This window comes from Streptomyces sp. NPDC049585, assembly GCF_040675615.1.
Classification (GTDB): Bacteria; Actinomycetota; Actinomycetes; order Streptomycetales; family Streptomycetaceae; genus Streptomyces; species Streptomyces luteosporeus.
Genome location: NZ_JBFAPE010000025.1, coordinates 1 through 13402 on the forward strand (window position 1 = coordinate 1; position 13402 = coordinate 13402).

Sequence of the window (13402 nt, forward strand, 5' to 3'; positions counted from 1 at the left end):
CATCGGCGTAGATGTCGCAATCCACACCGAGCCAGAAGGCCCTCACCCGTTCAAGCACCCAGCCCGCGTGTCACCAACGTCCCGGGACAACACACTTAGGGCGTGTCCGGCGGATCTTCGTCAGGCGCCACCACGGCGCCCCGTAGGGGCGCGGGGAACTGCGCGATCGGCCACCGGCGGCCTGCAGCCGACATGCCGCCCTCAGGCCGGGCGCGGCACGGCACCTCGTCTGCGGGCGCATCGTGGCTTGCCGCGCAGTTCCCCGCGCCCCTTCGGGGCGCCGTGGCGCGCCCTACGGGCGTACGTACCGCAGGACGCCCCACATGCTGTGCTCGTCGGCGTCCTGCGGTGCGGGGTCCTTGCACTCCTGCAGCCCGTCGTGGAGTGCGGCCGCGTCGATGCCGCTGCCGATCATGACGAGCTGGGTGGCGCGGGGCTCCGAGCGCCCCCAGGGCGAGGGGTGGAAGCGCAGGAAGTCGCCGACTGCGTGCAGGGTGTACTTCTGCCGGTGGCCGGCTATGCCGAAGTGGACGAAGCCCTTGATGCGGTAGAGGCCCTTGGGCCTGCTGTCGAGGAAGGCCATCAGCCGGCGGGGGTTCATGGGCGTCTCGGAGACGAACTCGACGCTCTCGTAGGCGGCGTGCAGGTGCCCGTGGTGGTCGTGGTCGTCCTCCTCCCGGCACAGGTCCTCGAAGGAGAGCTGTCTGATGGCCTCGACGTGCTCCTCGCGCGGTGCGCGGTCGAAGAGCATGCCGGGGTCGACACGCCCGTGGCTGACGGGCAGGACGGGCCTGCCGGGGGCGAGGCCGGTGAGGGTGTCGAGCAGGGCGGCCCGCTCCTCGTCGCCGATCCGGTCGGACTTGTTGAGCACCACGAGGTCGGCGATGCCCACGTGCCGGTCGAGCTCGGGGTGGCGGGCGCGGGTGGCGGTGAACTCCGCCGCGTCGACGACCTCGACCAGCCCGCCGTAGACGATGGACTCGTTCTCGCTGGCCAGGATCATCCGGATGAGTTCCTGCGGCTCGGCCAGGCCGCTGGCCTCGATGACGATGACGTCGATGCGGGCGGCGGGTCGGGCGAGCTTGTCCAGGAACGTGTCGAGCTCGCTGGTGTCCACCGCGCAGCACAGGCAGCCGTTGCCCAGCGAGACCATCGAGTCCACCTGGCCGGCGACGCTCATCGCATCGATCTCGATCTTGCCGAAGTCGTTGACGACGGCCCCGATACGGCTGCCCCCGCTGTGTCGGAGCAGGTGGTTGAGCAAGGTGGTCTTGCCCGACCCGAGGAAGCCGGCGAGCACGACGACCGGGATCTGCCGCTTGGCCAAGGAAATCCTCCGTACTCTTGTCGTCCACACTGATGTCATGCGCACGGGCGTCACGGGCACTGGCGTCATGCGCACTGATCAGCCAAGTGTCGCACCGGCGGCCAGTCAGGTTAGGCTCACCTACGTGAGTACCTGTGCGACCGCCTCCCGCGAGCTGGCCGAGCCACTGGCCGGCACGGCCGCGACCGCGCGGACGTGGCTGCTCGTCGAGCAGCCGGGGCCGTGGGGCGCCGACGCCCTCACCTCCAGCCACCTCTCCCCCGCCGTCGGCCGGGCCCTGGCCCGGGCCGTCGAGGGTACCGGCGTGCGCGTCGCACTGATCCGCCGGCCGGGCCGGCACGCGGACTGCCACGAACCGGCGGTGCAGCGCGTCTTCGCCGCGCACACCGCGCCGGGCCGCTCGTGGATCCGTACGACCGCCCTCGCCGATCCGGCCGCGCTGCCGGAGCTCGACTTCGCAGCGCTCGGGGCCGGTGAGCACGGCGGGCTGTGGGAGGCGTACGAGGGCGACCCGCTCGCCCTGGTGTGCACCAACGGCAAGCGGGACCGCTGCTGCGCGCTGCTGGGCCGGCCGCTCGCCGCCGAACTGGCCGCGTCCGGCGGTACGGAGGTGTGGGAGGTCACCCACATCGGCGGCCACCGTTTCGCGCCGACCCTGTTCGTGCTGCCGTACGGCTACGCGTACGGGCGGGCCACCGCGCACGCGGTCAAGGACGCCCTGGAGGCGGCCCGCGGCGGCCGGGTGCGCATCGCCGACTGCCGGGGCCGCTCGGCGTGGGACCGCCCCGGCCAGGCCGCCGACCTGGCGGTGCGCGCCCTGACCGGCGAGGAGGGCGCGGACGCCCTGGACGTGACCGCCTGCGAGGGGGCCGCCCCGCGCTGGACGGTGACCGTGACGCACACCGACGGCCGGGCCTGGCGGGTCGAGGTGGCCCAGGGCGTCTCCGCCCCGCCCCGCCCGGAGAGCTGCGGGAAGGCCCTGGGCACTCCGGCCCGGATGGACGTCGTGGCCGTCACCCCGCTCGGGGAGCGCTGAGAAAGGGACCTCAGCCCGCCTTCTTCACGAACTCCGTGGTGTAGGTCTTCTGGAGGTCGACCTTGGCGGTCTTCAGGTTGGGGTTGAAGGACTTGAGCACCTGCAGCACGGTCTGGGGCCCGTCGGGCGGCATCACGCCGTCCTTGGTGAACATGGGCAGCGTGGACTGGATCGACTTCACGTACAGATCCCTGCCGCCCTTGGCGTAGTCGGCCGGCATCTGGTCGGCGATCTCCTCGGGGGTGTGCTCCGACATCCACTTGAGGGTCTTGACCATGGCGTTGGCCAGCTTCTGGACCGTCTCCTTGTTCTTGTCGACCCAGTCGTTGTTCATGTACAGGCTGGAGGCCGGGTACAGGCCGCCGAGGGCGGCCCTGGAGCCCTCGGGTGTACGCATGTCGACCAGGACGGTGCCCAGGCCCTTGGAGAGGATCTGGGCGACGGTCGGGTCGGTGGTCATGCCGCCGTCGATGGCGCCCTTCTCCAGCGCGGAGATGAACGTCTGGCCCGCACCGACGGCGACGGGGGTGATGTCGGCCGCGTCCACGCCGTTCTTCACCGCCAAGTACTTGGTGAGGAAGTCGGTGGAGGAGCCCAGTCCGGTAACCCCCAGCTTCTTGCCCTTGAAGTCCTTCGGCGAGGCGAGCGTGCCGGCGGCGCTCTTGGAGACGATCTCCACCTCGCCCGGGGTGCGGGCCAGTTGGACCACCGACTCCACCTTCTTGCCCTTGACCTGCAGGTCGAGGGTGTGGTCGTAGAAGCCCACCACGCCCTGGACGTCGCCGGAGACGAGCGAGGTGGTGGCCTGGACGCCGGCGGGTTCGCTCAGCAGCTTGACCCGCACGCCCTCCTGCTCGAAGTAGCCGAGCCGCTGGGTGAGGACCGCGGGCAGGTAGATGACCTTGTCCAGGCCCCCCACCATGATCTTGACGGTGTCACCCTGGAGCGAGTCCTTGCTCGTGCTGCTCGCCGACGACTCGTCGGCGCAGCCGCTCAGGGCCAGTGCCATCACCCCGGCGACCGCCGTCGCGACAACCTTCGCCGGTCTTCCTCCGGTCTTGCGGGACGTGCTGTACGTACGCATGATCCGTTCCTTACGGTGGAGTCGGGGGGTGTGGGGTGGGCGTGGGGTGGGTCAGCGCTCGCTGCCCGGCGCGCCGGGCCGCCAGCGGAAGAGTCGTTTCTCGGTGAAGGCGAGCAGGGCCTCGGCCAGGAGGGCGACGACGGCGAGGACGACCATCGCCGCGTACACGCCCTGGGCGTTGAAGGTGCCCTGCGACTGGGTCACGAGCAGGCCGATGCCCTTCTCCGCGCCGAGGTACTCGCCGACGATCGCTCCGATGAGGGCGAAGCCGAAGCTGACGTGGAGGCTGGTGAAGATCCACGAGGTGGCGGAGGGGATGACGACCTGGAGGGTGACGCGGCGGTTGCTCGCGCCCAGGATCCGGGCGTTGGCCACCAGGTTGCGGTCGACCTCGCGCGCGCCCTGGAAGGCGTTGAAGAAGACCGGGAAGAAGACGAGCACCACGGCGGAGGCGACCTTGGAGGCCATCCCGAGGCCGAACATCATGAGGAAGATCGGGGCCAGGACGATCCTCGGCACCGCGTTGAGCACCTTGACGTAGGGGCCGAGGACGTCGGCGAGGAAGGGGACCCGGCCGAGCGCGATGCCGAGGAGCACGCCCGCGACGACGCCGAGGACCCAGCCGAGCAGCGCCTCCTGCAGCGTGGCCCACACCTGCTCGCCCAGCGAACCCTGCGGGGTGCCGTGCATCGTCCACTGCACCATCTGGTCCCAGATGCGCGAGGGCATCGAGAAGTTGAAGGGATCGATCGTCTCCGTGCGCGCCAGCACCTCCCAGGCGCCGAGGAGCACCACGAGCAGCGCCACGCGCGTGCCGAGGACGAGGAGCCGGCGGTTGCGGTGGGCCCGGGCGCGGTCGGCCGCCCGGTCCTTGTGCACCCGGCCGCCGGGCAGGGTGGTGGCGGGGACGGTGTCAGGCGACACGGGCGGCACCCCTCTCGCGCGTGATGCGGACCTCTTCGCCGAGGCAGGACCAGATCTCGCGGTACAGGTCGACGAACCGCGGCTGGAGCCGCACGTCCTCGACCTTGCGCGGGCGCGGCAGGTCCACGGGGAAGACCTGTTTGACGGTGGCGGGGCCGGCCGTCATCACCACGACCTTGTCGGCCAGCGCGATGGCCTCCTCCAGGTCGTGGGTGACGAAGACGACGGAGGCCGCCGTGCCCTCCCCGGCTCCGCCCCACAGCTCCAGCAGTTCGTCCGACATCAGGGCCCTGGTCTGCACGTCGAGGGCCGAGAACGGCTCGTCCATCAACAGGATCGCCGGGTCGTTGACGAAGGTCTGGGCGAGCGCGACGCGCTTGCGCTGGCCGCCGGAGAGCTGGTGCGGGTAGCGGTCGGCGAAGGCGGCCAGGCCCACCCGGGCCAGCCAGTCGCGGGCGCGCTCGCGGGCCTCGGCCTTCGCCGCGCCACGGAAGCGAGGCCCGGCCATCACGTTCGACAGCACGGTGCGCCAGGGGAAGACCGCGTCCTGCTGGAAGACGAAGCCGACCTCCGGCCGGATGCCGGTCACCGGCTCGCCGCCGACCAGCACCTCCCCCTCGGTCGGCTCCTCCAGGCCGCTGACCAGCGTCAGCGTGGTCGACTTCCCGCAGCCGGTCGGTCCGACCACCGCGACGAACTCGCCGCGGGCGACGGCCAGGTCGAGGTCGCGCACGGCCGTGTGGGGCACCCCGGAAGGGGTGCGGAAGGTCTTGCTCGCGCCGCGCAGTTCGATCGCCGGGACACCGTCCGGTGGGGTGTGGTGTGTGCTGCCGTGGTTCATCCGTACGCCTCCACCGGGGTGTTGCTGCCCCGCGCTGACGTGCGGGACGACCGGTGGAGGAGGCTAGGAGCGACGCCGGAGGCGACGGCAGTCTTGTGTGCGCTGTGCGACTTGAGCGTACGAAGCCTGTTCTGCTCGTTTTGCTCGCGATAGAACAACAAAAGTGACACGGAAGCTCAACGAACGGCCATCATCCGGCTACGTTGCGTGCCTTGCACTCCCCACGCTCGGAAACCGAAAGGCTCACGCATGCGCCCCCGGTGGCCCCGGCGCGTCTTCGCCCAGGTCCTGTCCGTCCAGTTATTGATCACCACCGGCGTCACCGCACTCACCGCCGGTCTGCTGCTCGCACCACTCGGGCACCAACTGGACGACCAGGCCGAACAACGGGCGCTCGCCATCGCCCAGGCCACCGCCGCCCAGCCCGGCCTCGCCCCCGCCGTGCTCGCCGGCGACCCGCGGCCCGACGGGCCCGTCCAGATCGCCGCCGAACGCATCCGCCGGGCCACCGACGCCAGTTACGTGGTGGTCGTCGACACCCGCGGCATCCGCTATTCCCACACCACGCCCGCCGAGATCGGCCGGCACGTGAGCACCGACCCGGGCCCCGCACTGGCCGGCCGCGAGTGGAAGGGCATCGCCAAGGGCACGCTGGGCCGTTCGGCCCGGGGCAAGGTGCCGCTGCGTGACGGCGAGGGGGCCATCGTCGGTGCCGTCTCGGTCGGCATCGCCTACGACGACGTGCGCGACGTCCTGCTGCACGCGCTGCCCGGAGTCCTGACCTACGCCGGTGCCGCGCTCGCGGTCGGCGCCCTGGCGGCGTTCGCCGTCTCCTGGCGGCTGCGCAAACGCACCCACGGCATCGAACTGTCGGAGATCTCCGCCCTGTTGGAGGAACGGGAGGCCATGCTGCACGGCATCCGCGAAGGGGTGGTCGCCCTCGACCGGCGCGGACGCCTGCGCCTGGTCAACGACGAGGCGCAACGCCTGCTCGGGCTGGGCCCCGAGGCCCTGGGTCGGCCGCTGGACGCCGTGCTGCCGCCCGGGCGCACCACCGACGTGCTGGCCGGCCGGGTGACCGGAAAGGACCTGCTCACCGTGCGGGACGGGCGCGTGCTCGTCGCCAACCGCATGGACACCTCCGACGGCGGCACGGTCGCCACACTGCGCGACCGCACCGAACTCGAACAGCTCGGCCGTGAGCTGGACGCCACCCGCGGCCTGACCGAGGCGCTACGCGCGCAGGACCACGAGCACGCCAACCGGCTGCACACCCTGGTCGGGCTGCTGGAACTGGGCCTGTACGACGAGGCCGTGGCGTACGTGGCGGAGGTCGCCGGAGCGCACCGGGCCACCGCCGAACAGGTCACCGAGCGTGTGCACGAGCCCCTGGTCAGCGCCCTGCTGGTGGGCAAGGGCGCGGTGGCGGCGGAGCGGGGCGTGGCCCTGCGGGTGAGCGCCGACAGCCTGCTGCCCGACCGCGTGGTGGACCCGGAGGACCTGGTCACCGTGCTCGGCAACCTCGTCGACAACGCGCTCGACGCCGCCTGCGGACACCGCCCGGACGCGTTCGTCGAGGCCGGGCTGCGGACGGAGGGCACCACGGTCGTCGTCACCGTGCGCGACAACGGCCCCGGGGTGCCGCCCGAGCTCCGGGAGCGGGTCTTCGCCGACGGCTGGTCGACCAAGCAGGCCGCCCCGCACCGCCCCCGGGGCCTGGGACTTCCGCTCGTGCGCCGGCTGGCCGAACGGTACGGCGGCTCGGCGCGGGTCGACGAACGCGAGGGCGGCGGAGCGCAGTTCACGGTGGAGCTGCCCGAGGCACTCGCCCCGCAGGCCCGGCCGGCACCGGACACCCCGCCCGGCCGAACGCCGCAATCCCTCGAAGGAGTGAGCCGATGATCGATGTCCTGGTGGTGGACGACGACTTCCGCGTCGCCGAGATCAACGCCGCCTACGTCGCCAAGGTGCCCGGTTTCCGGGTGACGGCGACGGCCCACAGCGCGGCGCAGGCGCTGGCCGTGCTGCAGCGCGGCGGCGTCGACCTGATGCTGCTCGACCACTACCTGCCGGACGAGACGGGCCTGTCGCTGGTGCGCCGCATCCGGCAACTGGGGCACCACACGGATGTGATCATGGTCACCGCGGCCCGGGACGTGGCCACCGTGCAGACGGCGCTGCGCTACGGCGCCCTGCAGTACCTGGTCAAGCCGTTCACGTTCCCGGGACTGCGGGTGAAGCTGGAGGCGTACGCGCGACTGCGGCGGACACTGGAGGACGCCGAGGAGGCCGAGCAGGAACAGGTCGACCGCATCTTCTCGGCGCTGCGTACGGCCGCGGTGGACCCGCCCCTGCCCAAGGGGCACTCGGCGCCGACGGCGGACCTGATCCGCCGGGTGCTGTCGGACGCCTCACGGCCGCTGTCGGCGCACGAGGTGGCCGAGCGGTCGGGGCTGAGCAGGTCGACGGCCCAGCGCTACCTCAAGCGGCTGGAGGAGTCGGGCCGGCTCAGCCTGACACTCCGCTACGGCGAGACGGGCCGCCCCGAGCACCGGTACGCCTGGACGGTGCGCTAGCCGGGGCGGCCGGCCGGATCAGCCTCTGACGCGGGCGCAGCGCAGGATGCTCAGACTGTGGTTGCAGGCGTAGACCTCGGCGAAGCACTCGTTGCTGAACCATACGGTCGAACCGTTGGAGAACAGGCAGACGACGGGCTCGTAGTACGTGGGGCAGAAGCCGGGGCATTCCTGGATGACCGGCACCACGGCCGTGGGCGCCGCGGCGTGGGCGGGGGCGGGGGCGCCGAAGGCGAGTCCTGCCGCGCCGGTCAGCAGGAGGGTGGCGAACGGTGCGACGAGCTTGCGCATGATCACTCCTTCGCTCGGGTGTCGCTGCCGTCTCTACCACTGCCGGCGGGCGAGGAGTGAGGTGCCGGTCGGTCAGACGACCGCCGGGGATGGGCCCGTTCAGGGGACGCGCTTTTCGGACGGGGGCGGTGGTGGTGCGGCGATGCCCCGCTGGAAGGCGTACCGCACGGCCTGGGCCCGGTCGCGGACGCCCGTTTTGGCGAACAGGTTGTTGATGTGCGTCTTGACCGTGGCCGTGCTCACGTGCAGGCGCCGGGCGATCTCGGCGTTCGTCAACCCCTCCGCCACCAGGGACAGCACCTCCGCCTCACGGGCCGTCAGCCCGTCGGGCAGCTCCCGCGAAGCCGGCGCCACGGCGGGGGCCGGCGCGGGCGCGGCGGAGGCGGAGAGCCTCTCCAGCAGGCGGCGCTGCACGTTGGGCGAGAGACCGGCCTCGCCCGACATCACATGCTCGACGGCCCGGACGATCTCCTCGGCCCCGGCGTCCTTGGTGAGGTAGCCGCGCGCTCCTGCCTGGAGCGCAGGAAAGAGGGAGTCGTCGTCTCCGTAGGTGGTCAGGACGACCACCTGGGTCCCCGGGTGCTCGGCCCGGATCCGCCGTGTCGCCTCCACCCCGTCGCAGCGCGGCATCCTCAGGTCCATCAGGACCACGTCGGGGCGGTGTTCGGCGACCTGGCGCAGGGCCTCCAGCCCATCGGCCGCGGAGGCGACGACCTCGATGCCCGGCAGCAGCCCCAGCAGTATCACGATGCCCTCGCGGACCACGGTCTGGTCGTCGGCGACCACCACCCGTGCCGGCCTGCGCCCGCTGCCGCCGCCCTCCGCCGCCCGGTCACCGCCCATGTGCCCCATCGCGTCCGCTCCTTCGCCTCCCCGCCCCGCAGGCGGGCCCGCCGCGCCTCACCCGGGCTCGCGACCCTTCAGGCGGGCACCTTCAGCCTCACGTGGAAGCCCGGCCCACCGGCCACGGCCGGCCCGGCCTCCAGGGTGCCGCCGAGCAGCTCGGCACGCTCCCGCATGCCGAGCAGACCGTATCCGGCGCCCGGCACCTCCGGCTTCCCGACCCTGCCCGACGCGCCGCTGTCGCGAACCCACAACTCCACCTCCCGCTCCAGATAGGTGAACGCCATCTCCACCCGGGCGCCCGGCGCGTGCTTGCGCACATTGGTCAGCGCCTCCTGGGCGACCCTGCGCACCGCGAGTCCCGCCTCGGCCGGCAGCGCCCGCGGCTCGCCGGCGACCTCCAGCCGTACGCCCTCCGCCTCGGCGACGTCCCGCAGGTACTCCTCGACCGGCGTCATCTCCCCGCGCAGCGCGGACAGTGCCTGCCGCGTCTCGGCCAGGCCCTGCCGTGCCATGCCGCGGGCGGCCGAGACCCGTTCGAGGACCTGCTCCCTGGCCTCGCCCTCCGGCACCCCGCCCTCGATCAGCAGCCGGGCGGCCTCCAGGTGCACCAGCTGCGCGGAGAGGCTGTGGGCCAGCACGTCGTGTATCTCCCGGGCGATGCGCGCCCGCTCCGCGAGCGCCGCCGACTCCGCCTCCGCCTGCCGGATCGCCCGCTCCTGTGCGAGGAGCCGGAAGCCCGCCCCCCGGGCCTCCTCGTCGAGCCGGAGCGCATAGCCGATGAGCAGCACCGCGGCCACCGTCGCGGCGGTCGCCGCGGGCGCCTTGCCGCTGGTGCCGGCGTAGGCGCCCAGCGGGAGGGCCGCCGCAGCCAGGCCGGGCCCCAGTGGCAGGCGCTCGACCGCGACGGCCGCGCCCACGCACCACAGGCCGGAGGAGGCGACGTGGGCACCGGCCGCCGCCTCGGCGGCGGCGCCCAGCGTCGCGAGCACGGCGAGCAGGGCCATGGAGGAAGGCAGCCGCCGGGCGAGCGTGGTGCGGTAGTACCCCCACACCGCCGCCGCGCCCAGCGCGAATCCGGCGGCGAGCGCGGCGTACCCCCATCCGTGGAAGGCGCCCTCCCGCAGGACGCCCCACACGAACCAGGCGGACAGCACGACCCGCACCACCCACGTCATGACCAGGCGCCGCCGGGGCACTCCCACCTTGGCGAGCGCCTCGCGGGCGGGCCATTCGGTCCAGTTCTCGATCGGCACGCCCACCACGCTACGGAGCGGGGCGGCGGGCGCGAATCGGAGCACGGGTGGATTCGGGGTGGAGCGGCCCGTCCACCCCCCGGTCCACCCCCGGGTGGAGGCGCGTTACGCGTCGATGCGCGAGCGGTCCAGCGTGGCCGCGGAGTTGGTGATGAACTCCTTGCGCGGCGCCACCTCGTTGCCCATCAGCAGCTCGAAGGCGCGCTCGGCGGCCTCCAGGTCGCTGATGTTGATGCGGCGCAGGGTGCGGTGGCGCGGGTCCATCGTGGTCTCCGCGAGCTGGTCGGCGTCCATCTCACCCAGACCCTTGTAGCGCTGGATGCCCTCCTTGTAGCGGACGCCCTTGCGCTCCAGCTCCAGCAGCGTCTGCCGCAGCTCGTTGTCGGAGTAGGTGTAGATGTACTTGTCCTGCCCCTTCTTGGGGTTGATGAGCTCGACCCGGTGCAGCGGGGGCACGGCCGAGAAGACTCGGCCCTGCTCGACCATCGGGCGCATGTAGCGCTGGAAGAGCGTCAGCAGTAGGCAGCGGATGTGCGCGCCGTCCACATCGGCGTCGGCCAGGAAGATGACCTTTCCGTACCGGGCCGCGTCGATGTCGAAGGTGCGGCCCGAGCCGGCTCCTATGACCTGGATGATGGCGCCGCACTCGGCGTTCTTCAGCATGTCGGAGACCGACGACTTCTGAACGTTGAGGATCTTGCCGCGGATCGGCAGCAGCGCCTGGAACTCGGAGTTGCGGGCGAGCTTGGCCGTGCCCAGCGCCGAGTCGCCCTCGACGATGAACAGCTCGCTGCGCTCGACGTCGTCGCTGCGGCAGTCGGCCAGCTTGGCCGGCAGCGAGGAGGACTCCAGGGCCGTCTTGCGGCGCTGGGCCTCCTTGTGCTGGCGGGCGGCGATGCGGGTGCGGGCCGCCGCGACGATCTTCTCCAGGACCGCGCGGGCCTGCTGCTTGGTGTCGCGCTTGGTCGACGTCAGGAACGCCTTGAGCTCCTTGGCGACCACGTTGGCCACGATCCGGGAGGCGGCCGAGGTCCCCAGGACCTCCTTGGTCTGGCCCTCGAACTGCGGCTCGGCCAGGCGCACGGTCACCACGGCCGTGAGCCCCTCCATGGCGTCGTCCTTGACGACGTCGTCCTCGGCCACGCGCAGCAGCTTGGCCGAGCGCAGCACCTCGTTGACCGTGCGGGCCACGGCCCGCTCGAAGCCGGCCACGTGCGTGCCGCCCTTGGGGGTGGCGATGATGTTGACGAACGACTTCAGGGTCGTGTCGTAGCCCGTGCCCCAGCGCAGGGCGATGTCCACGCCCAGCTCGCGGGTCACCTCGGTCGGCGTCATGTGGCCGCGGGAGTCCAGGACGGGCACGGTCTCCTTGAAGGTGCCCTGCCCGGTCAGGCGCAGCACGTCGCACACGGCCTTGTCGGGGGCCAGGAACTCGCAGAACTCGCTGATGCCGCCGTCGAAGCGGAAGACCTCCTCGGTGGCGCCCTCGCCGTCCAGGTCGCGCTCGTCGCGGACGACGATGGTCAGGCCCGGCACCAGGAAGGCCGTCTGCCGGGCCCGCGCGTACAGCGTCTCCAGGGAGAGCTTGGCGTCCTTGAGGAAGATCTGGCGGTCCGCCCAGTAGCGGACGCGGGTGCCGGTGCGCGCCTTGGGGATCTTCTTGGTCTTGAGCAGGCCGCTGGAGGGGTCGAAGGGGGCGTCGGGGCCCTGCTCGGTGAAGATGCCGGGCACGCCGCGGCGGAAGCTGATCGTGTGGGTCCGGCTGTTGCGGTCGACCTCGACGTCCAGGCGCGCGGACAGCGCGTTGACCACGGAGGCGCCGACGCCGTGCAGACCGCCGGAGGCGGCGTAGGAGCCGCCGCCGAACTTGCCGCCGGCGTGCAGCTTGGTCATCACGACCTCGACGCCGGACAGGCCGGTCTTCGGCTCCACGTCCACGGGGATGCCGCGGCCGTTGTCCCGCACCTCGACGGACCCGTCGTCGTGGAGGAGCACCTCGATGCGGTCGCAGTACCCTCCGAGGGCCTCGTCGACGGAGTTGTCGATGATCTCCCAGAGGCAGTGCATCAGACCACGGCTGTCCGTGGAGCCGATGTACATGCCGGGTCGCTTGCGGACGGCCTCCAGGCCCTCCAGGACGAGCAGGTGCCGCGCGGTGTAGTTGGATCCGTCCCGGTCTGCCCCGGTCAGCAACGCAGTGGACGGCACGGACGTCTCGGCGGTCACGCGGTTCGCTCCTCGCTGAATTTCTGGCTGGCCCGGATGGGGGCACATGAGTGGCTCGGTCGCCGTTCAGAGGGTACCGAGGCCTGATAGAGCCTTTGTGCCGCCACCCTTGAGAACGCCCATGCTAATCGAGCATCGATCAAGCGTTCGATAGCTCGTAGGGGTGACATGCACATCACGTTCCCTTCGAGGCATGAACCATCTAGGCTCCGGGCACGTCCTCAAGAACAACCCGGCAGCCAGCCGGGGGGACGACAACCCCCAGCGATGTGAAACCGTAAGCCCACGCACTACGGCTCATTCGCCGCCAAATCGTCAAGATCCGGCTCACTCGGAAGGAAGTTTCGAGAAAAAGCCACGAGCGGGAACGTTTTCGGCCTGGTTGGATGTTGACCCTGGTACGACAGCTCGTCGAGCTAGAGAAGAGGCGACGTGACTACTGTTCTGACCCCCGCGAGCCCGCTGACGGCCGCTGACCGCTGCGACCGGTGCGGCGCTCAGGCATACCTGCGCGTCGTACTCATGAGCGGCGGTGAACTGCTCTTCTGCGCCCACCACGGTCGCAAGTTCGAGCCGGAACTCAAGAAGATCGCCGCGGAGATACAGGACGAGACGGAGCGGCTGACGGCCGTCCCGGCGTCCGCGACCGACGAGGACCGCTGAGTCCACTGTTGGAACGCTGACACATCGCATCCGACGACGAGCGAGGTTCGGTCCGTACGACCGGGCAGCTGCGGGCGGCCACCCCTGTGGGGGAGGCCGCCCGCTCTCGTACGCCCGCACCCCTCAGGACGGGCGTACGGGACGTGTACCCACCGGCTGAACCGGTCCCGGTGACACCGGCGGGGCGGCGGGTGGCTGCGCCGCGGGCGGCGGCGGTGCCGCCGGGGGCTGGGCCACCGGGGGCGGCTTGAGCAGCGGCGGTACGACCGGCTGGGCGGCCGGTGGTGGCAGCAGCGGCGGGGTGACCTGCGGGGGCGCCGGCTGACTGGACTGCG

Annotated in this window: 12 protein-coding genes; 4 read left to right on the top strand and 8 right to left on the bottom strand. The window is 71.8% G+C overall.

Annotated features, from left to right (window positions below; all coding sequences use genetic code 11):
• Positions 1 to 292: 292 nt before the first annotated feature.
• Entirely contained in the window at positions 293 to 1327 is a 1035-nt protein-coding gene (locus AB0K17_RS23085; protein ID WP_365984092.1) for a GTP-binding protein, read from the bottom strand.
• A 124-nt stretch (positions 1328 to 1451) separates the two neighbouring features.
• Between AB0K17_RS23085 and AB0K17_RS23090 the strand changes: the two genes are divergently transcribed.
• Positions 1452 to 2363: a sucrase ferredoxin gene (locus AB0K17_RS23090; protein WP_365984093.1), complete on the top strand. Its 912-nt coding sequence runs from the start codon at positions 1452 to 1454 to the stop codon at positions 2361 to 2363.
• A 10-nt stretch (positions 2364 to 2373) separates the two neighbouring features.
• Here the strand turns inward: AB0K17_RS23090 and AB0K17_RS23095 are convergent, their stop codons facing one another.
• From AB0K17_RS23095 to AB0K17_RS23105, 3 genes are read right to left on the bottom strand one after another with little or no spacing between them, the layout of a single operon-like run.
• Positions 2374 to 3447, bottom strand: coding sequence for an ABC transporter substrate-binding protein (locus AB0K17_RS23095; RefSeq protein WP_365984094.1), 1074 nt, complete (start codon positions 3445 to 3447; stop codon positions 2374 to 2376).
• Between the two features lie 51 nt (positions 3448 to 3498).
• On the bottom strand, positions 3499 to 4371 hold the full coding sequence (locus AB0K17_RS23100; RefSeq protein ID WP_365984095.1) for an ABC transporter permease: 873 nt from the start codon (positions 4369 to 4371) through the stop codon (positions 3499 to 3501).
• Positions 4361 to 5212 (bottom strand): ABC transporter ATP-binding protein, encoded by an 852-nt coding sequence (locus AB0K17_RS23105; RefSeq protein WP_365984096.1) that lies wholly within the window; start codon positions 5210 to 5212, stop codon positions 4361 to 4363. Before AB0K17_RS23105 ends, AB0K17_RS23100 begins: the two co-directional genes overlap by 11 nt.
• Positions 5213 to 5461: 249 nt before the next feature.
• On the opposite strand from AB0K17_RS23105, the gene AB0K17_RS23110 reads away from it, so the two are divergent.
• Complete coding sequence (locus tag AB0K17_RS23110; protein WP_365984097.1) at positions 5462 to 7114, top strand: sensor histidine kinase; 1653 nt, start codon at positions 5462 to 5464, stop codon at positions 7112 to 7114.
• A complete protein-coding gene (locus AB0K17_RS23115) occupies positions 7111 to 7788 on the top strand; it encodes a response regulator (RefSeq protein ID WP_365984098.1) in 678 nt (225 codons plus the stop codon). Before AB0K17_RS23110 ends, AB0K17_RS23115 begins: the two co-directional genes overlap by 4 nt.
• A gap of 18 nt (positions 7789 to 7806) precedes the next feature.
• Here AB0K17_RS23115 and AB0K17_RS23120 read toward each other — a convergent pair whose 3' ends face one another.
• From AB0K17_RS23120 to AB0K17_RS23135, 4 genes are all read right to left on the bottom strand, one after another.
• Positions 7807 to 8079: a hypothetical protein gene (locus AB0K17_RS23120; RefSeq protein WP_365984099.1), complete on the bottom strand. Its 273-nt coding sequence runs from the start codon at positions 8077 to 8079 to the stop codon at positions 7807 to 7809.
• Positions 8080 to 8178: 99 nt separating this feature from the next.
• Entirely contained in the window at positions 8179 to 8922 is a 744-nt protein-coding gene (locus AB0K17_RS23125) for a response regulator transcription factor (RefSeq protein WP_365984128.1), read from the bottom strand.
• Between the two features lie 77 nt (positions 8923 to 8999).
• The gene (locus AB0K17_RS23130; protein WP_365984100.1) at positions 9000 to 10178 is read right to left on the bottom strand and encodes a histidine kinase; all 1179 of its coding nucleotides are present in this window, start codon (positions 10176 to 10178) and stop codon (positions 9000 to 9002) included.
• 105 nt (positions 10179 to 10283) lie between these two features.
• A complete protein-coding gene (locus AB0K17_RS23135; RefSeq protein WP_365966941.1) occupies positions 10284 to 12404 on the bottom strand; it encodes a DNA topoisomerase IV subunit B in 2121 nt (706 codons plus the stop codon).
• Between the two features lie 432 nt (positions 12405 to 12836).
• Between AB0K17_RS23135 and AB0K17_RS23140 the strand changes: the two genes are divergently transcribed.
• On the top strand, positions 12837 to 13067 hold the full coding sequence (locus tag AB0K17_RS23140; protein WP_365966940.1) for a hypothetical protein: 231 nt from the start codon (positions 12837 to 12839) through the stop codon (positions 13065 to 13067).
• Positions 13068 to 13402 lie beyond the last annotated feature (335 nt).

Excerpts from the sequence above, each read along its gene's own strand:
- AB0K17_RS23110 (WP_365984097.1), top strand. The coding sequence starts at position 5,462 with ATGCGCCCCCGGTGGCCCCGGCGCGTCTTCGCCCAGGTCCTGTCCGTC.
- AB0K17_RS23105 (WP_365984096.1), bottom strand. The coding sequence starts at position 5,212 with ATGAACCACGGCAGCACACACCACACCCCACCGGACGGTGTCCCGGCG.
- AB0K17_RS23120 (WP_365984099.1), bottom strand. The coding sequence starts at position 8,079 with ATGCGCAAGCTCGTCGCACCGTTCGCCACCCTCCTGCTGACCGGCGCG.
- AB0K17_RS23115 (WP_365984098.1), top strand. The coding sequence starts at position 7,111 with ATGATCGATGTCCTGGTGGTGGACGACGACTTCCGCGTCGCCGAGATC.
- AB0K17_RS23125 (WP_365984128.1), bottom strand. The coding sequence starts at position 8,922 with ATGGGCGGTGACCGGGCGGCGGAGGGCGGCGGCAGCGGGCGCAGGCCG.
- AB0K17_RS23095 (WP_365984094.1), bottom strand. The coding sequence starts at position 3,447 with ATGCGTACGTACAGCACGTCCCGCAAGACCGGAGGAAGACCGGCGAAG.